The organism is Vibrio sp. Vb1755, assembly GCF_033338635.1.
In the GTDB taxonomy this organism is placed as follows: Bacteria; Pseudomonadota; Gammaproteobacteria; order Enterobacterales; family Vibrionaceae; genus Vibrio; species Vibrio alginolyticus.
Genome location: NZ_JAWOTA010000038.1, coordinates 1 through 25,423 on the forward strand (window position 1 = coordinate 1; position 25,423 = coordinate 25,423).

General features: G+C 45.5%; 20 protein-coding genes. 11 read left to right on the plus strand and 9 right to left on the minus strand.

All coding sequences use genetic code 11. The features are described 5' to 3' along the window. The first annotated feature begins 80 nt into the window (after positions 1-80). The 4 genes from pdhR to lpdA all read left to right on the plus strand — a co-directional run bounded on the left by pdhR (position 81) and on the right by lpdA (position 7,167). Positions 81-848, plus strand: coding sequence for a pyruvate dehydrogenase complex transcriptional repressor PdhR (gene pdhR, locus R7E00_RS21175; RefSeq protein ID WP_005379989.1), 768 nt, complete (start codon positions 81-83; stop codon positions 846-848). A gap of 48 nt (positions 849-896) precedes the next feature. Next, positions 897-3,560, plus strand: coding sequence for a pyruvate dehydrogenase (acetyl-transferring), homodimeric type (gene aceE / locus R7E00_RS21180; RefSeq protein ID WP_005386612.1), 2,664 nt, complete (start codon positions 897-899; stop codon positions 3,558-3,560). A gap of 19 nt (positions 3,561-3,579) precedes the next feature. Beyond that, complete coding sequence (gene aceF, locus R7E00_RS21185; RefSeq protein WP_213962835.1) at positions 3,580-5,472, plus strand: pyruvate dehydrogenase complex dihydrolipoyllysine-residue acetyltransferase; 1,893 nt, start codon at positions 3,580-3,582, stop codon at positions 5,470-5,472. Between the two features lie 267 nt (positions 5,473-5,739). Further along, on the plus strand, positions 5,740-7,167 hold the full coding sequence (gene lpdA / locus R7E00_RS21190) for a dihydrolipoyl dehydrogenase (protein WP_005379993.1): 1,428 nt from the start codon (positions 5,740-5,742) through the stop codon (positions 7,165-7,167). A 138-nt stretch (positions 7,168-7,305) separates the two neighbouring features. On the opposite strand, the gene opaR is transcribed toward lpdA, so the two are convergent. Beyond that, the gene (gene opaR, locus R7E00_RS21195) at positions 7,306-7,920 is read right to left on the minus strand and encodes a transcriptional regulator OpaR (RefSeq protein ID WP_005379994.1); all 615 of its coding nucleotides are present in this window, start codon (positions 7,918-7,920) and stop codon (positions 7,306-7,308) included. Positions 7,921-8,239: 319 nt separating this feature from the next. On the opposite strand from opaR, the gene hpt reads away from it, so the two are divergent. Beyond that, the gene (gene hpt, locus R7E00_RS21200) at positions 8,240-8,770 is read left to right on the plus strand and encodes a hypoxanthine phosphoribosyltransferase (RefSeq protein WP_005379995.1); all 531 of its coding nucleotides are present in this window, start codon (positions 8,240-8,242) and stop codon (positions 8,768-8,770) included. Positions 8,771-8,845: 75 nt separating this feature from the next. Here hpt and can read toward each other — a convergent pair whose 3' ends face one another. Continuing rightward, positions 8,846-9,514 carry a carbonate dehydratase gene (gene can, locus R7E00_RS21205; RefSeq protein ID WP_005379996.1) on the minus strand — a complete coding sequence of 223 codons (669 nt, stop codon included), beginning with the start codon at positions 9,512-9,514 and terminating at the stop codon, positions 8,846-8,848. Positions 9,515-9,795: 281 nt separating this feature from the next. Between can and R7E00_RS21210 the strand changes: the two genes are divergently transcribed. The 4 genes from R7E00_RS21210 to R7E00_RS21225 all read left to right on the plus strand — a co-directional run bounded on the left by R7E00_RS21210 (position 9,796) and on the right by R7E00_RS21225 (position 14,462). Then, positions 9,796-11,466 carry a SulP family inorganic anion transporter gene (locus R7E00_RS21210; protein ID WP_005379997.1) on the plus strand — a complete coding sequence of 557 codons (1,671 nt, stop codon included), beginning with the start codon at positions 9,796-9,798 and terminating at the stop codon, positions 11,464-11,466. A 250-nt stretch (positions 11,467-11,716) separates the two neighbouring features. After that, on the plus strand, positions 11,717-12,634 hold the full coding sequence (locus tag R7E00_RS21215) for an ABC transporter ATP-binding protein (protein ID WP_161440656.1): 918 nt from the start codon (positions 11,717-11,719) through the stop codon (positions 12,632-12,634). Continuing rightward, complete coding sequence (locus tag R7E00_RS21220; protein ID WP_262606245.1) at positions 12,635-13,405, plus strand: ABC transporter permease; 771 nt, start codon at positions 12,635-12,637, stop codon at positions 13,403-13,405. 127 nt (positions 13,406-13,532) lie between these two features. Then, complete coding sequence (locus R7E00_RS21225; RefSeq protein WP_064376525.1) at positions 13,533-14,462, plus strand: Kdo(2)-lipid IV(A) acyltransferase; 930 nt, start codon at positions 13,533-13,535, stop codon at positions 14,460-14,462. A 53-nt stretch (positions 14,463-14,515) separates the two neighbouring features. On the opposite strand, the gene panC is transcribed toward R7E00_RS21225, so the two are convergent. The 7 genes from panC to sfsA form a co-directional block, all read right to left on the minus strand. Then, on the minus strand, positions 14,516-15,421 hold the full coding sequence (gene panC / locus R7E00_RS21230; protein WP_064376526.1) for a pantoate--beta-alanine ligase: 906 nt from the start codon (positions 15,419-15,421) through the stop codon (positions 14,516-14,518). A gap of 11 nt (positions 15,422-15,432) precedes the next feature. Further along, complete coding sequence (gene panB, locus R7E00_RS21235; protein WP_005386592.1) at positions 15,433-16,227, minus strand: 3-methyl-2-oxobutanoate hydroxymethyltransferase; 795 nt, start codon at positions 16,225-16,227, stop codon at positions 15,433-15,435. 24 nt (positions 16,228-16,251) lie between these two features. Continuing rightward, positions 16,252-16,737 (minus strand): 2-amino-4-hydroxy-6-hydroxymethyldihydropteridine diphosphokinase, encoded by a 486-nt coding sequence (folK, locus tag R7E00_RS21240; protein ID WP_005380007.1) that lies wholly within the window; start codon positions 16,735-16,737, stop codon positions 16,252-16,254. Further along, positions 16,734-18,101 carry a polynucleotide adenylyltransferase PcnB gene (pcnB, locus tag R7E00_RS21245; protein WP_005386589.1) on the minus strand — a complete coding sequence of 456 codons (1,368 nt, stop codon included), beginning with the start codon at positions 18,099-18,101 and terminating at the stop codon, positions 16,734-16,736. The genes folK and pcnB overlap by 4 nt, the downstream gene beginning before the upstream one ends. Positions 18,102-18,203: 102 nt before the next feature. Next, on the minus strand, positions 18,204-19,067 hold the full coding sequence (gene gluQRS, locus R7E00_RS21250; RefSeq protein WP_104975576.1) for a tRNA glutamyl-Q(34) synthetase GluQRS: 864 nt from the start codon (positions 19,065-19,067) through the stop codon (positions 18,204-18,206). A gap of 95 nt (positions 19,068-19,162) precedes the next feature. Further along, on the minus strand, positions 19,163-19,609 hold the full coding sequence (gene dksA, locus R7E00_RS21255) for an RNA polymerase-binding protein DksA (RefSeq protein ID WP_005386584.1): 447 nt from the start codon (positions 19,607-19,609) through the stop codon (positions 19,163-19,165). A 136-nt stretch (positions 19,610-19,745) separates the two neighbouring features. Then, positions 19,746-20,462, minus strand: a complete 717-nt coding sequence (gene sfsA / locus R7E00_RS21260; RefSeq protein ID WP_017635909.1) for a DNA/RNA nuclease SfsA — start codon at positions 20,460-20,462, stop codon at positions 19,746-19,748. Between the two features lie 66 nt (positions 20,463-20,528). Between sfsA and hrpB the strand changes: the two genes are divergently transcribed. Further along, positions 20,529-22,997, plus strand: coding sequence for an ATP-dependent helicase HrpB (hrpB, locus tag R7E00_RS21265; RefSeq protein WP_262606244.1), 2,469 nt, complete (start codon positions 20,529-20,531; stop codon positions 22,995-22,997). Beyond that, positions 22,990-25,362 carry a penicillin-binding protein 1B gene (gene mrcB, locus R7E00_RS21270; RefSeq protein ID WP_005380020.1) on the plus strand — a complete coding sequence of 791 codons (2,373 nt, stop codon included), beginning with the start codon at positions 22,990-22,992 and terminating at the stop codon, positions 25,360-25,362. The genes hrpB and mrcB overlap by 8 nt, the downstream gene beginning before the upstream one ends. Positions 25,363-25,423 lie beyond the last annotated feature (61 nt).

Here is a 25,423-nt window from a genome sequence, read left to right on the forward strand (position 1 = left end):
GCGTTTTAATTATGTTAATTTCTGCACCAACTTAAAATTGGTATTACCAATTACCTGCAAGAGTAGAAGAACAATAAATTATGGCTTATCAAAGGATTCGTCAGCCAAAACTCTCTGATGTTATAGAACAAGAGTTAGAAAGGTTGATAGTGGAAGGAACATTGTCTCCGGGGCAACAACTGCCTCCAGAGCGTGAACTGGCAAAACAGTTCGATGTGTCTCGTCCTTCAGTCCGAGAAGCCATTCAACGCTTGGAAGCGAAGCGTTTGTTGACTCGTCGCCAAGGTGGCGGAACATTCGTAAGTGAGAATATCTGGAAGAGCTTTTCAGATCCCTTGTTGAATTTGTTGTCTAGTCATTCTGAAACCCAGCTTGATGTGCTTGAGTCTCGTCATGCGATGGAAGGAATTTCAGCCTACTTTGCAGCTTTACGTGGTACCGAAGAAGATTTTGCGCGTATTCAAGGTTGCCTTGAGCGCATTAGCCAAGAGCAAGCAAACAACGATATCGAAGCTGAATCTGCGGAAGTGATGCAATTTTTGATCGCTTTGACAGAAGCCGCGCACAACGTGGTTTTGTTGCACATTGTTCGAAGCTTAGCACCTTTGCTTGAGCAAAATATTCTACAAAATTTTAAATTACTACGTCGCCGCCCAGAAGCGGTCGAGAAAGTCAGTAAACACCGAGCCAATATCGTGGATGCGATTGTTTCTGGTCAGCCTGAAAAGGCGCGAGAAATGTCCCACTCGCACTTGGCTTACATCGAAGAAACATTGTTGGATTTGACTCGAGAAGAGTCTCGACGAGAGCGTTCTCTACGTCGAATTCAGCAGGGTAATGACTCGTAAGAGCGTTACTTAAATAAGTAGATCCAACCAACAGAAGGATAGATCGCCATGTCTGATATGAAGCATGACGTAGATGCACTGGAAACTCAAGAATGGCTACAAGCGCTTGAGTCAGTTGTACGTGAAGAAGGTCTAGAGCGTGCTCAATTCCTATTAGAGCAAGTTCTAGATAAAGCACGTCTAGACGGTGTTGATATGCCAACAGGTATCACAACTAACTACATCAACACGATTCCTGCAGACCAAGAACCAGCATACCCAGGTGACACAACACTTGAGCGTCGTATTCGCTCAATTATTCGTTGGAACGCTATCATGATCGTTCTACGTGCATCTAAGAAAGACCTAGAGCTAGGCGGCCACATGGCGTCTTTCCAGTCTTCTGCTGCGTTCTACGAGACATGTTTCAACCACTTCTTCCGTGCACCAAACGAGAAGGATGGTGGTGACCTAGTTTACTACCAAGGTCACATTTCACCAGGTATCTACTCACGCGCATTCGTTGAAGGTCGTCTAACTGAAGAGCAGCTAGACAACTTCCGTCAAGAAGTAGACGGCAAAGGTATTCCTTCATACCCGCACCCTAAACTGATGCCTGAATTCTGGCAGTTCCCGACAGTATCGATGGGCCTAGGTCCAATCGCTTCTATCTACCAAGCTCGTTTCCTTAAGTACCTAGAAGGCCGTGGCCTTAAAGATACTTCAGAGCAGCGCGTTTACGCGTTCTTAGGTGACGGTGAGATGGATGAGCCAGAATCACGTGGTGCTATCTCTTTCGCTGCGCGTGAGAAACTAGACAACCTATGCTTCCTAATCAACTGTAACCTACAGCGTCTAGATGGCCCTGTAATGGGTAACGGTAAGATCATTCAAGAACTTGAAGGTCTGTTCAAAGGTGCTGGTTGGAACGTAGTGAAGGTAATCTGGGGTAACAACTGGGATTCACTACTAGCTAAAGATACGACTGGTAAGCTTCTACAGCTTATGAATGAAACGATCGACGGCGACTACCAAACATTCAAATCAAAAGATGGCGCGTACGTACGTGAGCACTTCTTTGGTAAGTATCCAGAGACAGCTGCACTTGTTGCTGACATGACTGATGACGAAATCTTCGCACTTAAGCGAGGTGGTCACGAGTCTTCTAAGCTATACGCGGCATACAAAAACGCGGCAGAAACTAAAGGTCGTCCAACAGTAATCCTAGCTAAGACTGTTAAAGGTTACGGCATGGGTGAAGCGGCTGAAGGTAAGAACATCGCGCACCAAGTTAAGAAGATGGACATGACTCACGTACTACACCTACGTGACCGTCTAGGTCTTCAAGACATCCTAACTGACGAAGCAGTGAAAGAACTTCCGTACCTGAAACTTGAAGAAGGTTCAAAAGAGTACGAATACCTACACGCTCGTCGTAAAGCGCTACACGGCTACACGCCACAGCGTCTACCAAAATTCACTCAAGAATTCATCGTTCCTGAGCTAGAAGAATTCAAGCCACTACTAGAAGAACAGAAGCGTGATATCTCTTCTACTATGGCATTCGTACGTGCGCTAAACGTTCTACTTAAGAACAAGAACATTGGTAAGAACATCGTTCCTATCATTGCTGACGAAGCACGTACATTCGGTATGGAAGGTCTGTTCCGTCAAATCGGTATCTACAACCCGCACGGCCAAACTTACACACCAGAAGACCGTGGCGTTGTTTCTTACTACAAAGAAGCGACTTCAGGTCAGGTTCTACAAGAAGGTATCAACGAGCTAGGTGCTATGTCTTCATGGGTTGCTGCTGCGACTTCATACTCGACAAACGACCTACCAATGATCCCGTTCTACATCTACTACTCAATGTTCGGCTTCCAACGTGTTGGCGACATGGCGTGGATGGCTGGTGACCAACAAGCACGTGGTTTCCTACTAGGTGCAACTGCGGGTCGTACAACGTTGAATGGTGAAGGTCTACAGCACGAAGACGGCCACTCGCACATTTTGGCGGGTACGGTTCCTAACTGTATTTCTTACGACCCAACATTCGCGTACGAAGTAGCAGTAATCATGCAAGACGGTATCCGTCGCATGTACGGTCCAGAACAAGAAAACGTGTTCTACTACCTAACGCTAATGAACGAAAACTACGCAATGCCAGCAATGCCAGAAGGCGCTGAAGAAGGCATCCGTAAAGGTATCTACAAGCTAGAAACTTACACGGGCGACAAAGCGAAAGTTCAGCTAATGAGCTCTGGTACTATCATGAATGAAGTACGTAAAGCAGCTCAAATCCTAAGCGAAGATTACGGTGTTGCTTCTGATGTTTACTCTGTAACGTCATTCAACGAACTAACTCGCGATGGCCAAGATGCAGAGCGTTTCAACATGCTTCACCCAGAAGCGGAAGCGAAAGTACCTTACATCCAAACAGTAATGGGTACTGAACCTGCTATCGCAGCAACTGACTACATGAAGAACTACGCAGAGCAGGTTCGTGCATACATTCCTGCTGAGTCTTTCAAAGTTCTTGGTACTGATGGCTTCGGTCGTTCAGACAGCCGTGAAAACCTACGTCGTCACTTCGAAGTGAACGCAGGTTACGTAGTAGTAGCAGCGCTAACTGAACTAGCGAAACGTGGCGAAGTTGAGAAATCTGTAGTTGCAGAAGCAATTAAGAAATTCGACATCGACACAGAGAAAACAAACCCGCTATACGCTTAATTAAGAAGGTAGATAAGAAATGGCAATCGAAATTAATGTACCAGACATCGGTGCGGATGAGGTTGAAGTTACTGAGATTCTTGTAAGCGTTGGCGACAAGGTTGAAGAAGAGCAGTCTCTGATCACAGTTGAAGGCGATAAAGCTTCTATGGAAGTTCCTGCTTCTCAAGCGGGTATCGTTAAAGAAATCAAAGTTGCAGAAGGCGACAAGGTTTCTACTGGTTCTCTAATCATGATTTTCGAAGCCGAGGGTGCAGCTGACGCTGCACCTGCTCCTGCGGCAGAAGCAGCTCCAGCAGCAGCTCCAGCTCCAGCAGCAGCGGCAGAACTAAAAGAAGTTCACGTACCAGACATCGGTGGTGATGAAGTAGAAGTTACTGAAATCATGGTTGCCGTTGGCGACAGCATCGAAGAAGAGCAATCTCTTCTAACTGTTGAAGGCGACAAAGCTTCTATGGAAGTTCCAGCGCCATTCGCAGGTACTCTAAAAGAGATCAAAGTTGCAGCAGGCGATAAAGTATCGACTGGCTCACTTATCATGGTATTCGAAACAGCAGGTTCAGGCGCTCCAGCAGCACCAGTGGCAGCTGAAGCTCCTGCGGCAGCAGCTCCAGCAGCGTCTGCGGCAAAAGAAGTGAACGTTCCAGATATCGGCGGCGACGAAGTTGAAGTTACTGAGATCATGGTTGCGGTTGGCGACACAGTGGAAGAAGAGCAATCTCTAATCACTGTTGAAGGTGACAAAGCTTCTATGGAAGTTCCTGCACCATTCGCTGGCACAGTTAAAGAAATCAAGATTGCAGCTGGCGACAAAGTGTCTACTGGCTCACTAATCATGGTATTCGAAGTGGCGGGCGCAGCACCTGCTCCTGCAGCAGCTCCAGCTCAAGCGGCAGCACCTGCAGCTCCAGCTCCTAAAGCAGAAGCTCCAGCGGCAGCAGCTCCAGCAGCGACTGGCGATTTCAAAGAAAACGATGAGTACGCTCACGCGTCTCCAGTTGTTCGTCGTCTAGCGCGTGAATTTGGCGTTAATCTTTCTAAGGTTAAAGGTTCTGGTCGTAAGAGCCGTATCCTAAAAGAAGACGTTCAAGCTTACGTGAAAGATGCACTTAAGCGTCTTGAGTCTGGCGCAGGTGCAGCAGCATCTGGCAAAGGCGACGGCGCGGCTCTTGGTCTACTACCATGGCCAAAAGTGGATTTCAGCAAGTTTGGTGAGACAGAAGTTCAACCGCTATCTCGCATTAAGAAGATCTCTGGCGCAAACCTACACCGTAACTGGGTAATGATCCCGCACGTTACACAGTGGGATAACGCAGACATCACGGCTCTTGAAGCATTCCGTAAAGAGCAAAACGCGATTGAAGCGAAGAAAGACACTGGCATGAAGATCACACCACTTGTGTTCATCATGAAAGCGGTAGCTAAAGCGCTTGAAGCGTTCCCAGCGTTCAACTCTTCTCTATCAGAAGACGGTGAGAGCCTAATTCTGAAGAAATACGTGAATGTTGGTATCGCGGTAGATACACCAAACGGTCTAGTTGTTCCTGTATTTAAAGACGTGAACAAGAAAGGCATCTACGAGCTATCTGAAGAGCTAATGGCGGTTTCTAAGAAAGCACGTGCTGGTAAGCTAACTGCGGCTGACATGCAAGGTGGCTGTTTCACTATCTCTAGCCTAGGCGGTATCGGCGGTACAGCGTTTACTCCAATCGTAAACGCACCAGAAGTTGGTATCCTAGGTGTGTCTAAGTCAGAAATGAAACCGGTATGGAACGGTAAAGAGTTCGAACCGCGTCTACAACTTCCACTGTCTCTATCATACGACCACCGTGTGATCGATGGTGCTGAAGGTGCGCGCTTCATCACTTACCTAAACTCATGTCTATCTGACATTCGTCGTCTAGTTCTGTAATAGAAATTAGATGAATGAGAGGCGGCAACTTAGCCGCCTCTGCTAATCATAATTACCGACAATTTGGTTATCAGCCTTGCTTCGTTCAGGGTTTTCACAATCGAATTGTTGTCTAGCTCACAGGCTAAATTGATTTACTTTTCACACCATTAACATCTCTGTAAACTGTTAGCGGTCTGAAAATAACTGTTTAAAACAAATCTCTCTTAAACATAAAAAATCGATACCCACTCAGCCTGTTAGGGATAATGACTACAAGAGGTCAAAATGAGCAAAGAAATTAAAGCCCAAGTTGTTGTACTTGGTTCTGGTCCTGCTGGTTACTCCGCTGCATTCCGTTGTGCGGACTTAGGTCTTGAAACTGTACTAGTTGAACGTTACAGCACGCTTGGCGGTGTATGTCTGAACGTGGGTTGTATCCCATCTAAAGCACTGCTTCACGTTTCTAAAGTAATTGAAGAAGCGAAAGCGATGGCTGACCACGGCGTTGTGTTCGGTGAGCCTCAAACAGACATCAGCAAAATCCGCATCTGGAAAGAAAAAGTTGTTAACCAACTAACTGGCGGCCTAAGCGGTATGGCTAAGATGCGTAACGTAACAGTAGTTAACGGTTACGGTAAGTTCACTGGCCCTAACTCTATCCTTGTAGAAGGCGAAGGTGAGCCAACAGTTGTTAACTTTGACAACGCAATCGTTGCGGCTGGTTCTCGTCCAATCAAACTGCCATTTATCCCGCATGAAGACCCACGTATTTGGGACTCTACTGACGCTCTAGAACTAAAAGAAGTGCCAGAAAAACTGCTTATCATGGGCGGTGGTATCATCGGTCTAGAAATGGGTACGGTTTACCACTCTCTAGGTTCTAAAGTTGAAGTTGTTGAAATGTTTGACCAGGTAATTCCTGCAGCAGACAAAGATATCGTGAAAGTATTTACTAAGCGTATCAAAGACAAGTTCAAGCTAATGCTAGAAACGAAAGTAACAGCAGTTGAAGCAAAAGAAGACGGTATCTACGTTTCAATGGAAGGCAAGAAAGCGCCAGCTGAAGCTGAGCGTTACGATGCGGTTCTAGTTGCTATCGGTCGTGTACCAAATGGTAAGCTAATCGACGGTGAAAAAGCGGGTCTAGAAATTGACGAGCGCGGCTTCATCAACGTTGATAAGCAAATGCGTACTAACGTTCCTCACATCTTCGCGATCGGTGATATCGTTGGTCAACCAATGCTTGCTCACAAAGGTGTGCATGAAGGTCACGTAGCTGCTGAAGTTATCTCTGGTAAGAAGCACTACTTTGACCCTAAAGTTATCCCTTCAATTGCGTACACTGAGCCAGAAGTGGCTTGGGTTGGTAAGACTGAAAAAGAAGCGAAAGAAGAAGGCATCAAGTACGAAGTAGCAACATTCCCATGGGCAGCATCAGGTCGTGCAATCGCATCTGACTGTGCAGACGGTATGACTAAGCTAATCTTCGACAAAGAAACTCACCGCGTAATCGGTGGTGCTATCGTTGGTACTAACGGTGGTGAACTACTTGGTGAAATCGGCCTTGCAATTGAGATGGGCTGTGATGCAGAAGATATCGCTCTGACTATCCACGCTCACCCAACTCTACACGAGTCTGTAGGTCTAGCTGCTGAAGTATTTGAAGGTTCAATCACTGACCTGCCAAACAAAAAAGCAGTTAAGAAGAAGTAAGCTTTTTCTGACTGAATGATAGAAGCCGCTGCATTGCAGCGGTTTTTTTATGCTTGTTATATAGGAATATAAATGTGTGCTTAGCAGACAATAAAAAGCCCACCAAACGGTGGGCTGACATATATTACGAGCTAAGCTTTAGTGTTCACGGTTGTAAATGCAAAGCATATCTAAGTATGAATTCACTAGATGTTTCAGCTCCGCTTCACCTTTAGCGCGGTTCGCTTGGACAAACAGTGAGTAACAAATACCGTGGAACAGGTTCGCCAAGTGTTCTGAATCGTGCTGGTCACACACTTCGCCACGTTCAATTGCTTTAATGAACATGTTTTGTACCAGCAACTGGTTAGTACGGTTAGTTGAAACAAACAATGGCCATACTTCGTCACGTGTTGAAGCACTCCACTCGAACCATACTTTTAGCCAGTGACAGTCTTGGCTGACAAGCTCAATCATCGCATTAGTAATATTGGCGATGTTTTCACGTGCGTGTAAGTCTAGGTCTATGTTATCCGATAGGAAGTTTGAGAACTGACGTACGACGTGATTGAGAACTTCATCCACCAAGTCTTCGCGTGTAGGGAAGTAGTTAAAAACAGTCGCCACAGAAACTTGAGCAATTTCTGCGATATCTGCGTGACCACCACGACCGATGCCGCGGCGCGCAAATACTTCCAATGCGATTTCCATTAACTGTTGCTTACGCTTAATTGGAGAAAGCCTAGTTCTAGGTCTCTTTGCAATTGAGTCCATATCCATTTTCCTTGCCATTTGAGTTGATATTGGGGGTAACCCCCTAATTGATTATTTTAATAGTTGCTTAAAGCAGTGATGAGTGTAATGGTGCATATGCACAAGGTCAACATCTGTAGAACAATTTATATACAGTAATGTCATTATTATTGATAAATTTAGCTATGAACTTTATAAAACTAAGACCTTCTTCCAAGATTTTTTGGCAACAGGATGCGACTTTCAACCCAATGAACGTGGTGATACACTACACGCCGTAAGATTAGGTGATCGTTTGCGTGCGACTTACCTCAACCCACAAATTTAGATTGAGCACAGTATGAAACATACAATAGAAGTCATGATTTCTGAGCAAGAAGTTCAGGAGCGAGTTCGTGAATTAGGCAAACAAATTACAGAGCGTTATCAAGGTAGTGAAGATCTTGTGTTGGTAGGCTTATTGCGAGGCTCATTTGTATTTATGGCAGACTTGGCACGTGCTATCGAACTGACTCACCAAGTTGATTTTATGACTGCGTCAAGCTACGGCAATACGATGGAAAGCTCACGTGACGTTCGTATCTTGAAAGATTTGGATGATGACATCAAAGGTAAAGATATTCTGCTTGTTGAAGACATCATTGACACTGGTAACACACTAAATAAAATCCGTGAGATTCTTTCGCTACGTGAGCCGAAGTCTATCGCTATTTGTACGCTCCTAGATAAGCCATCTCGTCGTGAAGTGAATGTTCCTGTGGATTGGATTGGTTTCGAAATTCCAGATGAATTTGTCGTTGGGGTGGGTATTGATTACGCGCAGAAATACCGCCACTTACCATACATCGGTAAAGTTGTACCTCAAGAATAATCATTGAGTTCAGCATTAAAAATAAAAAAACGCCCATTTAAGATGGGCGTTTTTTGTTCAACTTTTAGATATGACTTAGCGACAAAGCAGCTTGTTGTCTGTATTTAGAATCGTCGAAAGAGCTTTCTGGTAAGACGCTTCTACGGTTTCCTTAGAGTTAGAACGAATGCCTAAGTACTCTAAGCGACCATCTTCAATTCCGTATACCACACCATGAATTTCAACATCTTGCCCACGCTCCCAAGCGTTTTGCAGGATGGTTGAGTTACCCAAGTTGTACACTTGCTCTGCAACATTAAGCTCGCCTAGTTTATCCGCTCGATCTTGTTGCGGCATTTGATCTAGGTAAGTGCGGTGTTTGAAATAGATATCTCTGATATGTAACAGCCAATTATTAATAAGACCTAGCTTAGGGTTATCAATGGCTGCGTTTACACCACCACATCCATAGTGCCCACAGACAATGATGTGTTTAACCTTAAGAACGTCTACAGCGTACTGGACGACCGATAGACAGTTGAGATCAGTATGGATAACTTGGTTTGCAACATTCCGATGAACAAAGAGTTCACCTGAGTATAGTCCGGTTAGTCGCTCGGCAGGGACGCGGCTATCAGAGCAGCCAATCCAAAGAAAATCAGGCTTTTGACCCTCTGCGAGTTTTGCGAAGTATTCAGGTCGATCAGATTTGATCTCTTGAGACCATTTCGAATTGTTTTCAAATAACTGTTTTATTTCCGGCATTTTGCAAACTACTTCCCTTAAAAGACAAAATCGCTGCCGCTGTTTGTGTGCACATGCAAGCGATCAGTGTTGTAACTATACACAATGTTACAATTTCGATCTCGTTAAATATTCGTCAGATAGGACTCATCTGACTAGTTTTCATTAAGAAAAAAGTAAAATCTGGTGAAACTATTTGTGGTGTGAATTTAGCCTTAATCTATTTATGGTTTAAATTTTCGCCTAGCTCGTTAAAGTAGTGATATTTTACTTTTTAAAATTGAATGCAGGGAAAATCAGCAGTGTTCGGTAGTCGTTTTGAAGATATCAATTTCAAAGGGGATGTGTTTGGCGGGGTAACCACGGCGATTATCTCTCTCCCTCTGGCGTTAGCGTTTGGTGTTGCATCCGGAGCCGGGGCTGAGGCCGGCCTTTGGGGGGCAATAATGGTCGGTTTGTTTGCCTCGTTATTTGGTGGTTCTAATACGTTAATATCAGAACCGACAGGGCCAATGACGGTAATCATGACCGCAGTATTAACCAGTATGATGGCGAAATACCCAGAAACGGGCATGGCTATGACTTTCACAGTTGTCATGATGGCTGGCGCGTTCCAAATCCTATTGGGGACGTTAAAACTGGGTAAATACGTTACCTTGATGCCTTACAGCGTTATTTCTGGGTTTATGTCTGGCATAGGTGTGATTCTTATCATTCTGCAGTTATCGCCTTTGATGGGGCATGCTGCGCCTTCAGGGGGAGTACTCGGAACGTTATCTGCTTTGCCGGAGACCATTTCTAACCTTAAGTTCAGTGAGTTGTTTTTGGGACTACTGACTTTGGGGATTCTTTTTTTCTTCCCTAAGCAATATCGTAAATACGTTCCTGCACAGCTCGTGGCATTGGTCGCGGTGACTTTATTGTCTGTGATTCTCTTTGATACAGAAGATATTCGTCGTATCGGTGAAATTCCTGCTGGGTTACCTTCTCTCGTCGCACCATACATTGACACAGATATGTTTGTCGAGATGGTCATTGATGCATTAGTGCTAGGCACATTAGGTTGTATTGATACTTTGTTAACGGCAGTTATCGGTGACTCATTAACTCGTAAAGAACACGACTCAGATAAAGAGCTGCGAGGTCAAGGGTTAGCTAACATGATCTCAGGCTTGTTTGGTGCGCTGCCGGGGGCGGGGGCTACCATGGGGACGGTAACGAATATCCAAGTTGGGGCTCGTTCGCCATTATCTGGTGTGATTCGTGCACTAATGTTGGCGTTGGTTGTACTGGTTGCTGGCGGGTTAACAGAGCCAATCCCGATGGCTGTGTTAGCAGGCATTGCGGTGTATGTTGGCTTTAACATCCTAGACTGGAGCTTTATTCAGAGGGCACATAAGGTAAGTTTTTCCGGAATGGCGGTGATGTATGGCGTTATGTTGCTTACAGTATTCGTTGATCTTATCGTTGCGGTGGGTTTAGGCGTCTTTATCTCGAACATTATCATCATCGAGCGTTTGAGCCGAGAGCAGGCGCGACAAGTAAAAGCGATCAGCGACGCGGATGAAGATGATGTGCCGCTGACTGACAGCGAGCGTGGCTTGTTGGATCGTGCGAATGGTAAAGTGCTGTTCTTTTATCTTTCCGGTCCGATGATCTTTAGTGTTTCTAAAGCCATTTCACGTCAACACTCTAGTATTTCGGACTATGACGTGATGATTCTCGATCTTACGGATGTACCAATGATTGATGTGACCGTCGGTTTGGCATTAGAGAATGCGATTAAGGATGCTCTCGATGCCAATTGTGCCGTGTATTTATTATGCCCGAATGAGCGAACACGAGAACAGCTAGAGAAATTCCATGTGATTGACCTTGTCCCGGATGAAAATATGTACCAATTCCGTTACGAAGCATTGAATGCGGCGGTGGCACATGTTGAGGCAGACCAGTATCAGCGCATAACGGCGTAATCATTCTGACAGTTAAAAACGCAACAGTTTCCTGTTGCGTTTTTTTATGCTCTATTTTGTCTTACTTAGAGATAACCTTTACGAGGTAAGGGTTATATTTCCAATATTATCGAAAGGTTTATTTGTAATCATCGTTATTCAACGATAAACTGATGGACCTCCAGTACGATACCCAAGGCGATTTTGTAGTAAACCGCTGATAAATATGAGTCGGTATTAGTAATCACAAACAAACGGCAATCAAGACCTTATGTACGCATTAGAAATTGAACAACTGCGCAAGACGTATGCAGGTGGCTTTGAGGCGTTAAAAGGTATAAGTCTCCAAGTGAAAAAGGGTGACTTCTACGCGCTTCTGGGTCCCAATGGTGCAGGAAAATCGACCACGATTGGTATCATTTCCTCCTTAGTGAATAAAACCTCCGGAACGACGAAAGTTTTCGGTTATGACATTGATACCGACCTCGAATTGGCCAAGCAGAATTTAGGCTTGGTGCCACAAGAGTTCAACTTCAACCAGTTTGAAACCGTTGAGCAAATTGTGATGCAGCAAGCTGGCTATTACGGTGTGTCTAAAGTATTAGCCAAAGAAAGAGCAGAAAAATACCTGAAAAAATTGGATTTATGGGAAAAACGCCAAGAGCGTGCTCGTAACCTATCCGGTGGGATGAAGCGTCGTTTAATGATCGCAAGAGCTTTGATGCACGAGCCGCAGTTACTCATTTTAGATGAACCAACGGCTGGAGTGGATATTGAACTACGCCGCTCAATGTGGGGGTTTCTGAAAGAGATCAACCAAGAGCAAGGAATTACGATTATTTTAACGACACACTACCTAGAAGAAGCGGAGATGCTGTGTCGAAATATCGGCATTATTAATCGTGGTGAGCTGATTGAAAATACCACCATGAAGGCGTTACTAGGTAAGCTAAGCGTCGAAACATTTATCTTGGATGTTGAGTCAGAAGTCGAGGTGCCCGAGCTTGAAGGTGTTAATCGACAAAGTATTGTTAATGGCTCTTTAGAGATAGAACTAGATAAAAGCCAAGGATTGAATTCGGTATTCAGTCAGTTAACAGAGCATGGCATTAAAGTTCTCTCAATGCGTAACAAAGCCAACCGACTTGAAGAGTTGTTTGTCAGCATTGTAAGAGAGGGGAGTATTTAAATGTACGGTTTATATTGGACGGCATTTCGCAGCTTGCTGAGCAAAGAAGTCACTCGTTTTACACGTATTTGGGTGCAAACCTTAGTGCCGCCAGCCATTACGATGACGTTGTACTTCATCATTTTCGGCAATCTTATTGGCTCTCGAATTGGTGAGATGAGCGGCTTTAGTTACATGGAGTACATTGTTCCAGGTTTGATCATGATGTCGGTGATCACCAACTCATACTCGAACGTGGCGTCGTCATTCTTTAGTGCAAAGCTACAGAAGAACATTGAAGAACTGCTGGTGGCACCGGTACCAAACTATGTGATTATTGCTGGCTACGTGATGGGCGGCGTGACTCGAGGTTTGTTGGTCGGTGCAATTGTTACTTGTGTGTCACTTTTGTTCGTTGATTTGCAAGTGAAGCACTGGGGCATTATTGTCGCGACTGTCTTCATGACGTCGGTTGTATTTGCTCTCGGTGGCTTGATCAATGCGGTTTACGCAAAAACGTTTGACGATATTTCGATCATCCCTACGTTTGTATTGACTCCTTTAACTTACTTGGGAGGAGTCTTTTATTCGATCAGTCTGCTGCCTGAATTTTGGCAAGGCGTTTCTAAGATCAACCCAATCGTCTACATGGTGAATGCGTTTCGCTACGGCTTTTTAGGTGTCTCGGATGTGGGCATTGTCACTTCATTTAGTGTACTTGCAGTGTTTGTTGTTGCACTGTATGCCATTGCGTATTACCTAGTAACCAAAGGGATTGGCCTAAGAAGCTAAGCCATTCTCATAAAGCAAAGAGCAGCGATTCATGCTGCTCTTTCGCGTGCATAACAATACATACCCATACAATTTTTCGGTTTTTATCATGGTAGGTTTCAATCATTTGTAATAAATGAGTGATCCTATGAATATTGTCCCGCCGCCGCCTTTCTCCTATCAATTACTTAAGCCCAAATATTGGTCTGTATGGCTGGCATTTGGATCTTTAGCGATTCTTGTTAATGTACTGCCATATGTAGTATTACGAATCTTAGGTAGAAGCATCGGCTGTATTGCGATGCATGTAATGAAGCGCCGACACAAGATCGCTCTGCGTAATCTCCAGCTGTGTTTCCCTGATTTTACGGATTGGCAATGTAAGGACGTAGTACGAAAAAACTTTCAATATACTGGAATGGCGATCATCGAAACCGGTATCGCCTGGTTTTGGCCAGATTGGCGGATACGTCGGATAACCTCTATTGTTGGAAAAGATCGTTTACTCGCTGAGGAAAAGAATGGACGTGGTGTGTTGGTGGTGTGCAGTCACCATTTAAACTTGGAGATAACCGCTCGTATTTTTAGCCAGTTTGCCCAAGGTTATGGCGTTTATCGCCCAAATTCGAATCCTGCTTATGAGTTTATTCAACATCGAGGTCGAACTCGTTTTGGACATCAAATGATTGATCGAAAAGACGTGAAATCAATGCTCAAAGTTCTGAAGAATGGTCATCGACTTTGGTATTTGCCCGACCATGATTATGGCGTTAGCCATTCTGTTTTTGCGCCGTTTTTTGCTGTTGAACAAGCGGCGAGTACCGTCGGGTCTAGTGTTCTCATTGATGCAACAAAGTGCGCGGTTATATCTGGTGTTACAGTGAGTAAAAATCACCAATACACGCTGTACATTGGAAAAGACATTAGCGAGCGTTTCGAGAGACGTAATGCGGTTAAAGCGGCAAGCATCTTGAACCAAGAGCTTGAGAAAATGATAAAACGTGATATTCCAGCGTGGATGTGGCTGCACAAGCGGTTTAAAACTCGCCCTGAAGGGTTAGATTGCGTCTATACGTAGAGTATAAAAAAGGTCGACTAAGAGTCGACCTTTTTACTTTTATGACTCAGAGCTTACTCTGCGCTCTCTGAGTTTGTATTGTTAGATTCAGCTTCTTCCTTCGTTTCGACAACCATATCTACCGTTTGGTTATCGATAAGACGAGCTTTGCCTAGGAACGCAGACATCAGAATGACAGCTTGTGTCGTTTCTGGTGTGATCACTTGTAATGTACGAGCATCACGAATGAAGATCTCATCAGGGTGCAGACCTGCAGCTCGAAGTTGGTCGCTTGCATCTTCGATGATCGATGCGTAGTCATCGCGGCCACCGCGAATGGCACTACTGATCCAACGCATTGTACGAGCAAGTACAGGAGCACGTTGACGCTCGTCCAGCGTAAGCAAGCCATTGCGTGAACTCATTGCTAAACCGTCCATTTCACGTACGGTTGGTACACCGATGATTTCAATGTCCATTGCTAGGTCATCAACCATCTTGCGGATAACAGCAAGTTGTTGGAAGTCCTTCTCGCCGAAGCACGCGACATCCGGTTGTACGATGTTAAACAGCTTATTCACAATCGTCGTCACGCCACGGAAATGACCTGGTCGAGACGCGCCTTCGAGAATTGTTGATAGGCCAGGGACATCGACGAAGGTTTGCTTATCCAGACCTTCTGGGTAGATAACTTCTGGTGTTGGCGTAAATACCACATCGACCCCTTCAGAGGTTAACTTGCTTAAGTCTTCCTCTAGCGTGCGTGGGTAATTATTTAAATCGTCTGCACGATCAAACTGCATCGGATTAACAAAGATGCTTACGACAACGATATCAGCGTATTCGCGTGCTTTACGCACTAAAGTTAAGTGGCCTTCGTGAAGGTTGCCCATGGTAGGGACAAACGCCACTTTACGACCTTCACGTTTAAAGGTTTTAAGGTGTTCACGAACTGCTGAGATTTCCGCAAAAGTTTGCATGCATTTATCCTCTAGGCAATGGTATGAGCGTCGTCTGGGAATACACCGTTGGCTACATCTTCAATGTATTTAGTAACGGCTTTGCGCATATCACCTGTTTCAGCAAGAAAGTTTTTGGAGAATTTCGGCATGTAGTTGGCAGAAATACCAAACATATCATGCATTACGAGAATCTGACCATCTGTTACGTTACCTGCACCAATACCGATAACAGGAACGTCAAGCACTTGCGTAATACGTTCAGCAAGCTCAGCTGGTACGCATTCTAGTAAGACGATTTGAGCGCCTGCTTCTTGCAGCGCTAATGCGTCTTTTACCATGCGGTCTGCTTTTTCTTGATCGCGACCTTGGATTTTGTAACCACCAAAAATATTAACAGCTTGAGGAGTTAAACCAAGATGAGCACAAACTGGAACTGATCGTTCAGTGAGCATTTTCACCGTGTCGACAAGCCAGTCACCACCTTCAATTTTTACCATATTGGCACCAGCACGCATCAGTTTAGCCGCATTTTCGCAAGCTTGCTCTGGCGTGGTGTAGCTCATGAATGGCATGTCTGCCATCAACAAACAATTTGGGCTACCAGCGCGTACGCAACGAGTATGGTAAGCGATATCATCGACCGTTACTGGCAGAGTATCGTTGTGACCTTGCAAAACCATACCTAGAGAATCACCGACAAGAAGTACTGGCATTTCTTGGCTTTCAAACAGTTGGGCAAAGCTCGCATCATAAGCGGTTGAAGTAGCAAATTTACGACCTTCTTGCTTCCACTTGATTAGGTCGTTGATGGTCATTTTTTTCATGGTTTTATCCTTACTAGGAGTTGGCTATGACTGCCAGATACTGAGGCCGTTTCTATCTACTTGTTCCAGTAGTTTAGAGACCTCGGTCCCATCAGGGAGTTGTAAACTTGGTGCAATTTCCGCAAGAGGGTAGAGTACGAATTCACGCTCTTTCATTCCATAATGAGGAACGATCAGCCTCTCGGAATTAATCACCTCATTGCCATAAAGCACAATGTCGAGGTCCAAGGTTCTTGGTCCCCAGCGTTCGTCTTTACGGACACGCCCTTGTTCTTGCTCTATAGCTTGTGTGCAATTGAGCAATTCAATAGGCGTCAAACTGGTGTTAATAGACACAACCGCATTGATGTAATCCGGTTGGTTTTGTGGCCCCATTGGCGTGCTGCTGTATAGCGAAGAAGCTTGAACAAACTCTGATTTAGGCAGCGTTTTTAATGCTTCAATCGCTTGCTTCGCTTGGCTGACAGGATCAGCCAAGTTACTGCCTACCGCAATGTACGCTGTAATCATGATTTGGGCTTACTCTTTTTCTTGCGATAAGTTTTACGGCGGCGTTGGCCTGTTTTCGGTGATTGACCGTCTAAGTCGGCAGCCATTGCTTGACGCATTTCTCGGCCTGCATTTTGAAAAGTTTCCCACCACTTGGCAAGCTTCTGAGTGTCACCACCTTCAATTTCACCGCGCATTTCAAGAAAATCAAAGCCAGCTCTAAATTTATTGAGCTCCATAAGACGGAATGCACGTTTACCGTTACGTCGTGGAAGACGAAGCTGTAACTGCCAAATCTCGCGAATGGTTGCGGTGTGGCGTCTTGGAATGGCAATTGTGCGAACTTGCTCGTCAAGAATGATGTTGCTCGCTTCCATAATGGCGTCGTAATGGCCTAAGTTGCGCTCTTCCATCAGTTCATCGGCTTTCGCACACAGTGGGTACCACAGCATTGCAGCAAACATAAATGCTGGATTGATGCGTTTCCCATCTTCGATGCGCATGTCGGTAGAATCTAGGACAAGATCCAACATCTGCTCAGTGTGAGAGGAGTAATCTTCTGTAAAGTGCGCTGCAATCGTCGGGAATAGTTGCTGGAATAGGTTGTACTCACGCAGTAGGTGGTAGGTTTCTAAGCCATGACCGGATTGCAATAATTTGAGTGACTCTTCAAAAAGACGCGCTGACGGAATGTCACCGAGCAACGGTGCCATGTGTTCGATTGGCGCTGCGGTGTCTTCTTCAATATCAAAGTCTAGTTTTACCGCGAAACGAACCGCACGCAGCATGCGCACAGGGTCTTCACGGTAGCGTGTTTCTGGATCACCAATCAGTCGAATTAGGCGATCTTCTAAATCTTCAATACCACGTGCGTAGTCGTGAATCGAGTAATCTGCGATGTTGTAGTACATCGAGTTAATCGTGAAATCACGGCGCTCAGCATCTTCATCGATGGTGCCGTAGACGTTGTCACGCAGCAGCATACCCTCTTTTGATTGCTGAGAAATGCTCTTATTCTTTTGCTCTTGGTGGTGACCACGGAATGTCGCAACCTCAATGATGTCTCGGCCAAACATAATATGAGCCAAGCGGAAGCGGCGACCAATCAAACGGCAGTTACGAAATAGCTGTTTGATCTGTTCCGGCGTTGCGTTGGTCGCAATGTCAAAATCTTTTGGTTTTTGTCCAAGCAGTAAGTCTCGAACCCCGCCACCCACAAGAAAAGCATCGAAACCAGCACCATTTAGGCGGTACAGTACCTTCAGCGCATTATCACTGATCTGCTTACGCGAAATGTTGTGCTCTTCACGAGTTATTACATTGAGAGCGAGCTCTGGAATTGTGGCAGGTTCGCTTGGTGTATAGTCGTTTGTATTCATGTGCATCTGGCAATAACTGGGTTTAATCCAATCTTGCTTTGGTTAGTTTTATACGCCTCTAGGGCCTAATTTGCGGCTAATGATAGCCTACACAATGCCATTTGAGAATCACGGTGTGATCTCGATCTCTGCTGGAAGCTGTTCCAACCGCCAGTTTTCGCAGCCCCAACGAAGAATATCTTCTATGTTGGCCGCCCTTACGGTTTCAGGTATCTCGAAACCTAAAAATGTCATGGCGCGCAATAGAGTAGGTTTTGGTGTATCTATATCAATAGCCGTCGCGTGATTTTGTTTCGACAATTTATTGCCGTTGTTGTCCATCGCCAATGGTAAATGCAAGTAGCTAACTTCTGGCTGACCAAGTATTTGGTACAGGCTAATTTGACGCCCTGTCGGCTCGATTAAGTCTGCACCTCGCACGACTTCTGTGACGCCTTGGTCGATGTCGTCCAATACTACCGCAAGATTATAAGCAAATAATCCATCTCGACGTTTAATAATGAAATCTTCATTAACGAGTTGCTCTGGAATCGTAATGGTTCCCCGCTTTTGGTCGAGGAAATGAGCGACAGGCTTGGTCATTTTTAGGCGAATCGCGCCTTCTTTCAAGTTTTTATCGCGGCAAGTGCCAGGATAAAAACCGCCATGCTCTTTAATTTGCTTACGAGTACATTGGCAATAATAGGCTTCTCCATTTTCGAGCCATTTGTTTATTTGAGCTTGGTAAAGGTCGTGACGTTCGCTCTGGTATACCACTTCTCCATCCCAATGCAGCTGATAGGCCTTGAGTGCCTCTAGGATAAGTTGCGCTGCACCTGGCATTTCTCTTGGTGGGTCTAAGTCCTCAATACGTACTAACCAAGCTCCATTTTGTGCTTTCGCTTGAAAATAACTGCCAAGAGCGGCAATCAGTGAACCAAAATGCAGTGGACCAGAAGGAGATGGGGCGAATCGACCTACATAGCGTGTCATGCGTGTATCTCGAATTTAGTAAACAAATAGGGTGCGAAGGTAGCCAAAACAAAAAGGGAGCCTGAGCTCCCTTCAACAATCATAATGCTGGGTGATTAACCTTGCATTTGCTTCTCTTTGATTTCTGCAAGTGTTTTACAGTCAATACAAAGGTCAGCGGTTGGACGTGCTTCAAGACGGCGAACGCCAATCTCTACGCCACAAGACTCACAGAAGCCAAAATCGTCTTCTTTGATTTTATCCAAAGTCTTTTCAATCTTCTTGATCAAACGGCGTTCGCGGTCACGGTTACGCAGTTCTAGGCTGAACTCTTCCTCTTGAGAGGCGCGGTCAACTGGATCTGGGAAGTTTGCTGCTTCGTCCTGCATGTGGTGAACAGTACGATCCACTTCAGCTCTTAGCTGGTCGCGCCAAGCTGTTAAGATTTTCGTAAAGTGTTCAACCTGCTCTGGTGACATGTACTCTTCACCAGGTTTTTCCTGATATGGCTCCACGCCGGCAATGGCTAGGATGCCTATCGTTTTCTTCTTTGATTCTGGCATACAGCATCTCCTACTTACACCTAGTCAACTGCTACGCAGTCAATTTAAGGCGGGTATCTATAGCAAAAAGAGGCGGTGCAAGCAAATACTGAATCGCAAAGTTATCGTCAATGTGAAGACGACATCATTTTTTCTCTTAATTGATAAAATCAATAGCGGAAATCAGCTTCATTCCAGTATCGCTCAGTTCAGCTTTGTAGCAGAGAACTTCCACTCCAGCGTCTTGTGCTTGTTTGAGTAATAGTGAATATTTCGCGTCTATATGGTGCGCCGCGGATACTTTTTCAATACCTGAATGTAAAACAGTGAATAAAAGTATGGCTCTACTTCCATTTTGTGCCATTTCTGTGAGCTCTCTCAGGTGTTTTTGTCCCCGAGTCGTGACCGCATCTGGGAAGTATCCTTGTCCAGTAGAGTCGGTCTCATCAAGAAGAGTGACGCTTTTCACTTCTATATAGCACTTTGGCTTGTCGTCTGCGCTGAGCAAGATATCAATTCGGCTATTTTCATTGCCGTATTTCACCTCAGTTTGAAGTGTGTCATAACCACAAAGCTCTGAAATGACATTATTTTCAATAGCCTCTACGGCTAATTGATTGGCACGCGCGGTGTTGATACAAATACGGTGGCCTTGTTCGGTCTCACTCAACTCCCAACTATTGGGGTATTTTCGTTTCGGGTTGTCGGAAGTAGAAAACCAAACTTTGTTTCCGGGCGTTGCACAACCCGTCATTGCACCTGTATTTGCGCAGTGGATTGTACGGATTTCACCAGTATCGAGCTCGATATCGGCAAGAAAGCGTTTATAACGTTTGAGTAGAGTGGCGGACTCTAAAGCGGGTGTGAAATGCATTTGCTTATTTAGACAAAAAATTTTTTATGTACAATGTTGCCACCATTACACCATAAGGTATTTCCTTTGTCACAATTGCCGATTGAAGCCGTGATGCCTGAGTTGCTGACGGCGGTCAAAAATCAACATCAAGTGATCTTAAAAGCGGCGCCTGGTGCCGGTAAGTCGACTTACTTCCCTTTGCAGTTACTCTTAAATCATTCGGTTGCTGGAAAAATCATCATGCTTGAGCCAAGACGACTCGCGGCGCGTAACATTGCCCGTTATCTTGCTGAGCAATTGGGAGAGCAAGTAGGTCAGCGCGTGGGTTATCGAGTCCGTGGCGAGGCAAAGGTAAGTTCTGCAACGCAGCTGGAGATCGTAACCGAAGGGATTATGACCAGGATGATCCAAACGGACCCGGAGTTGGATGGGGTTGATCTACTGATCTTTGATGAGTTTCATGAACGCAGCATTCATGCCGATACCGCTTTGGCATTCAGTTTAGAAGTTCAAGAGGCATTGCGAGACGATCTCAAGCTGGTGGTAATGTCGGCAACGCTTGACCAACAAGCATTACAATCGTTGTTGCCGGAAGCCAGTTACATTGAATCTGAAGGGCGGAGCTTTGATGTGGCAATGCGCTACCAGCCGTTAGGTGTGAACGAGCATTTACCTACGAGTATGGCAAAAACAATAGAAAGTCTTATGAACAAAGAGTCTGGATCTTTGTTAGCTTTCCTACCGGGTGTTGGTGCCATAAAACAAGTTGAAGAGCGGTTGTCTCATTTAGCGGATGATATCGACGTATGCCCACTTTATGGTCAACTGAGCTTTGCAGATCAACAAAAAGCGATTACGCCAGCAGAACAAGGTAAGCGTAAAGTCGTTCTAGCGACCAACATTGCAGAAACTTCACTAACGATTGAAGGCATTCGCCTCGTGGTTGATTCTGGGTTAGAGCGTATTGCCCGCTTTGATTTGAAAAACGGTTTAACACGCTTAGAGCAAACACGCATTGCACAGTCTTCAGCGATTCAGCGTGCAGGACGAGCGGGACGAATAGAAGAGGGCATTTGTGTTCGTCTTTATTCTGAAAACCAGTTCAAGCAGCAACCGCTGGTTCCCCAACCCGAAATTTTGCATTCCGATTTAGCTAGTTTAGTTATGGAGCTTGCCTTTTGGGGAGCGAGTGATATCCACGATCTAAAGTGGCTTGATGTTCCCGCTAATGCGTCATTGGAACAAGCGAAGCAGCTATTGGTGTCATTGGGACTACTGACGGAAAAAGGGCAATTAACGTCCGAAGGAAAACAGGCGCATGAACTAGGCGTTGAGCCTCGTGCGGCTGCGATGCTAATTAAAGCGCAATCTTACAGTGATAAGATGTTAAATGCTGCTTTGGCGGCGGTCGCACTGATTGAAGAGCCAGAGAGAAATGTTACCAATATCGCTTATAGCTTGCATCGTTGGCTTGTTGGTACTCATCCAAAAAAGTCGATGTTGTTCAAGCGTGCTCAATCTCTGGCGTACAAATTGGATACGGTATTTGACCTGAAAGGCGTGGATGAAGATGCATTACCGCTGGTGTTAAGTTTGGCATTTCCAGATCGCATTGCACAGCAGCGCACAAATCAATTTGGGCGATTTACTTTGGCTAATGGTCATGGTGCAGAATGTCGTCAGGAAGACATGCTAGGTGGCTGTGAGTATTTGGTTGCCGTTGACTTAATGCGTTCTCATTCTAATTCAAGTCAAATTCATTCGGCATGTGAATTGGATGTCAATATATTGCGAACGACCTTTGATACGCTATTTTCGTCTGAAGAAGTAGTGGACTGGGATGAAAAAAGAGGCCGTCTAATAGCTGAGCGACAAACAAAACTCGGTCTGCTGGTCGTTGAACGCGAGCCGTTGCCAAGCCCGGGCAAAGAAAAAATGACACAAGCTTTACTCACGTATGTCCGCCGCCAGGGCTTACAGAGTCTAAACTGGACACCGGCAGCGGAGAGCTTGTTAGCTCGGATTCGTTGTGCGGTGGAATGGTTACCTGAGCAGTCATGGCCAATGTTTGATGAAGTCAGTTTGCTGGATTCATTAGAGGAGTGGTTAGAACCATACATGACGTCTGTCAGTTCGGTTAAAGACCTGAGCAAGATAAACTTGGTCGAAGCGCTTAATGCTCGATTAGGTTGGCCACTCAATCAACAACTGGATGAATGGTTACCTGAGCATTACCAACTGCCCACAGGTTCAAAGAAGCGTATCCGTTACCAATATGGCCATGAGCCGATATTATCGGTGCGTATGCAAGAAGTATTTGGGGAGAGTGGTTCCCCAACGGTGGCTCTTGGCCGCAAGCGTTTGGTGCTTGAACTGCTTTCACCGGCACAACGTCCATTGCAAGTAACGTCGGACTTGGCGGCTTTCTGGAACGGAAGCTACAAAGACGTTCAAAAAGAGATGAAAGGGCGCTACCCAAAACACGTTTGGCCAGATGATCCTGCCAATCATGTAGCAACAACGAAAACAAAAAGACAATTGAATAATGACTGACAGCAAGAAGCCTAGCGCGAAAAAAGCGCCAGCGAAGAAAAGTACAACCAATAAAGGAACCGCAAAACAGACTCGACGTACGCCGAGTAAAAAACCGACTAACGAGAAACGTTCGTGGTTGAAAGTTCTGTGGTCGTTTAGCTGGAAAGCTGGCGTTGCACTTGCCGCTGTTTTGCTGTTTGTTGGGATTTACTTAGATAGTGTGGTGAAAGAACGCTTTGAAGGCCAGCTGTTTGAGCTGCCAACGGTGGTTTATGCCCGTATCTTGAATCTAAGCCCTGGTGAGAATATCACCATCCAAGAACTGCGCAACGAGCTAGATGTGTTGAATTACCGTAAAGTGAGTCAACCTCGTTACCCAGGCGAATATTCCTCTTCTTCCACTCGGATTGAATTGATTCGTCGTCCATTCGAGTTTGCCGATGGTCCCGAGCCGGATCGTCACATTATGCTGCATTTTTCTGATTCCGGCTTGCAACGTATTCAGTCTTTAGAATCTCGAGGAGACCTTGGTTACTTGCGCCTAGAACCGAAGATGTTGGGCATGCTGGAGAAAGACCGTGATGAACAGCGCCTTTTCTTACGTCGTGATCAGTTCCCTGAAATTTTAGTGGATGCGCTGCTTGCGACCGAAGACCGGGATTTTTATCAACATGACGGGGTGTCACCGCTCGCGATTGCACGTGCATTGGTTGCGAACATTAAGGCCGGTCGTACTGTTCAAGGCGGTAGTACGTTGACTCAGCAATTGGCAAAAAACCTATTTTTGACTCGTGATAAAACACTGTGGCGTAAAGTTCGAGAAGCGTATATCGCGCTAATTTTGGATTACCGTTATAGCAAAGATCGTATCTTAGAAGCCTACCTAAACGAAGTGTACCTAGGTCAAAGTGGAGGTGAAGCGATCCACGGGTTTGGCTTGGCGTCGCGTTACTATTTTGGGCAGCCAATCCAGGAGTTGCGAATCGATCAGCTGGCGATGTTAGTTGGGATGGTAAAAGGACCGTCTTACTACAACCCAATTCGTTACCCTGAGAGAACGAAAGAGCGTCGTGATCTCGTTCTGCGCCTGTTAATGCAGCAAAACATGTTGACTTCAGAGCAGTATGAACAAGCTGTAAGTCGTCCACTCGATACGCAAAGCAAGCCACGTATTGCGAGCCGTCAGCCAGCTTATTTCCAACAATTGAGTATTGAATTAAAAGAAAAAGTTGGGGAGCGATTTAAGGCAGAGACCGGACTGCGCGTATTTACGTCTCTGGACCCAGTATCGCAAAGCAAAATGGAACAAGCTATCGCGAAAAAGATCCCAGAACTAGCTAAACGGGGTGGTAAAGAGTTAGAAGCCGCTGCTGTGGCCGTTGATCGCCATAGTGGTGAAATCCGTGCGATGGTTGGTGGTAAACGTGTCGGTTATGAAGGCTTTAACCGCGCGCTCAATGCCAGTCGTCCGATTGGTTCTTTAGTGAAACCAGCGATTTACTTAACGGCTCTAGAACAACCGGATAAATACAACCTAGGCACGACGCTACACGACACGCCGTTAAGTCTGAAGAGCAGTAAAGGTAACGTGTGGACGCCGCGCAACTACGATAGAAAATATCGTGGTGATGTGCCACTTTACATTGCTTTAGCGAAATCACTTAACGTACCAACCGTGCGCTTAGGTATGGCACTTGGCATTCCTGAAGTGTCCAATACTTTAGAGCGTTTGGGCGTGAACAAAGATGAAATTCGCCCAGTGCCTTCGATGTTTTTGGGTTCGTTTTCTTTGACGCCATTCGAAGTTGCACAGATGTATCAGACTCTGACGAATTCAGGTAAGCGTGCAAAACTGACCGCTCTGCGCTCAGTCATGGATATGGAAGGTAATGTGCTGTATCAATCCTTGCCTCGTTCATCAAGAGCCGTGGATGAACAAGCTGCATGGCTAACGACCTACGCGATGAAACAAGGGGTTGCTCAAGGCACTGGCCGCTTCTTACAAAGCCAGTTTGGTTGGGCTGCATTGGCAGGAAAAACGGGTACCAGTAATGATAACCGCGATAGTTGGTTTGTCGGTGTTGATGGTCGTGAGGTGACGACAATTTGGCTAGGCCGCGACGATAATAAACCCGTGAATCTAACGGGGTCGAGTGGTGCATTACGAGTGTACGCAGAGTACTTGAAGCAGCGTATTCCTGAGCGCTTAGAGCTCCCATGGCCAAGAGAAATCACCACATTAGGGTTCAAGCCTACATCTGATGGAGGTTTAGAAATGAACTGCCGTAGTGATTACAAACTGCCGGTTTGGGATAAAACCGGTCAGATAAAGCAACAGTGTGAGAAGAAATCAAACTGGTTAAATAGCATATTTGATTGGTAGCATCGCCAAATCAACAACATTAGCTTGTTTATCTGATTAATTCTTAGTACATATTAGGGCG

What these genes read in the sequence shown, in the direction of transcription:
- dksA (WP_005386584.1), bottom strand. Translation starts at nt 19,609, where the DNA reads ATGCCAGAATCAAAGAAGAAAACGATAGGCATCCTAGCCATTGCCGGC.
- mrcB (WP_005380020.1), top strand. Translation starts at nt 22,990, where the DNA reads ATGACTGACAGCAAGAAGCCTAGCGCGAAAAAAGCGCCAGCGAAGAAA.
- aceF (WP_213962835.1), top strand. Translation starts at nt 3,580, where the DNA reads ATGGCAATCGAAATTAATGTACCAGACATCGGTGCGGATGAGGTTGAA.
- hpt (WP_005379995.1), top strand. Translation starts at nt 8,240, where the DNA reads ATGAAACATACAATAGAAGTCATGATTTCTGAGCAAGAAGTTCAGGAG.
- R7E00_RS21220 (WP_262606245.1), top strand. Translation starts at nt 12,635, where the DNA reads ATGTACGGTTTATATTGGACGGCATTTCGCAGCTTGCTGAGCAAAGAA.
- pdhR (WP_005379989.1), top strand. Translation starts at nt 81, where the DNA reads ATGGCTTATCAAAGGATTCGTCAGCCAAAACTCTCTGATGTTATAGAA.
- opaR (WP_005379994.1), bottom strand. Translation starts at nt 7,920, where the DNA reads ATGGACTCAATTGCAAAGAGACCTAGAACTAGGCTTTCTCCAATTAAG.
- can (WP_005379996.1), bottom strand. Translation starts at nt 9,514, where the DNA reads ATGCCGGAAATAAAACAGTTATTTGAAAACAATTCGAAATGGTCTCAA.
- folK (WP_005380007.1), bottom strand. Translation starts at nt 16,737, where the DNA reads ATGATTACAGCGTACATTGCGGTAGGCAGTAACTTGGCTGATCCTGTC.
- pcnB (WP_005386589.1), bottom strand. Translation starts at nt 18,101, where the DNA reads ATGCACATGAATACAAACGACTATACACCAAGCGAACCTGCCACAATT.
- aceE (WP_005386612.1), top strand. Translation starts at nt 897, where the DNA reads ATGTCTGATATGAAGCATGACGTAGATGCACTGGAAACTCAAGAATGG.
- panC (WP_064376526.1), bottom strand. Translation starts at nt 15,421, where the DNA reads ATGCAAACTTTTGCGGAAATCTCAGCAGTTCGTGAACACCTTAAAACC.
- R7E00_RS21215 (WP_161440656.1), top strand. Translation starts at nt 11,717, where the DNA reads ATGTACGCATTAGAAATTGAACAACTGCGCAAGACGTATGCAGGTGGC.
- lpdA (WP_005379993.1), top strand. Translation starts at nt 5,740, where the DNA reads ATGAGCAAAGAAATTAAAGCCCAAGTTGTTGTACTTGGTTCTGGTCCT.
- sfsA (WP_017635909.1), bottom strand. Translation starts at nt 20,462, where the DNA reads ATGCATTTCACACCCGCTTTAGAGTCCGCCACTCTACTCAAACGTTAT.
- gluQRS (WP_104975576.1), bottom strand. Translation starts at nt 19,067, where the DNA reads ATGACACGCTATGTAGGTCGATTCGCCCCATCTCCTTCTGGTCCACTG.
- R7E00_RS21225 (WP_064376525.1), top strand. Translation starts at nt 13,533, where the DNA reads ATGAATATTGTCCCGCCGCCGCCTTTCTCCTATCAATTACTTAAGCCC.
- panB (WP_005386592.1), bottom strand. Translation starts at nt 16,227, where the DNA reads ATGAAAAAAATGACCATCAACGACCTAATCAAGTGGAAGCAAGAAGGT.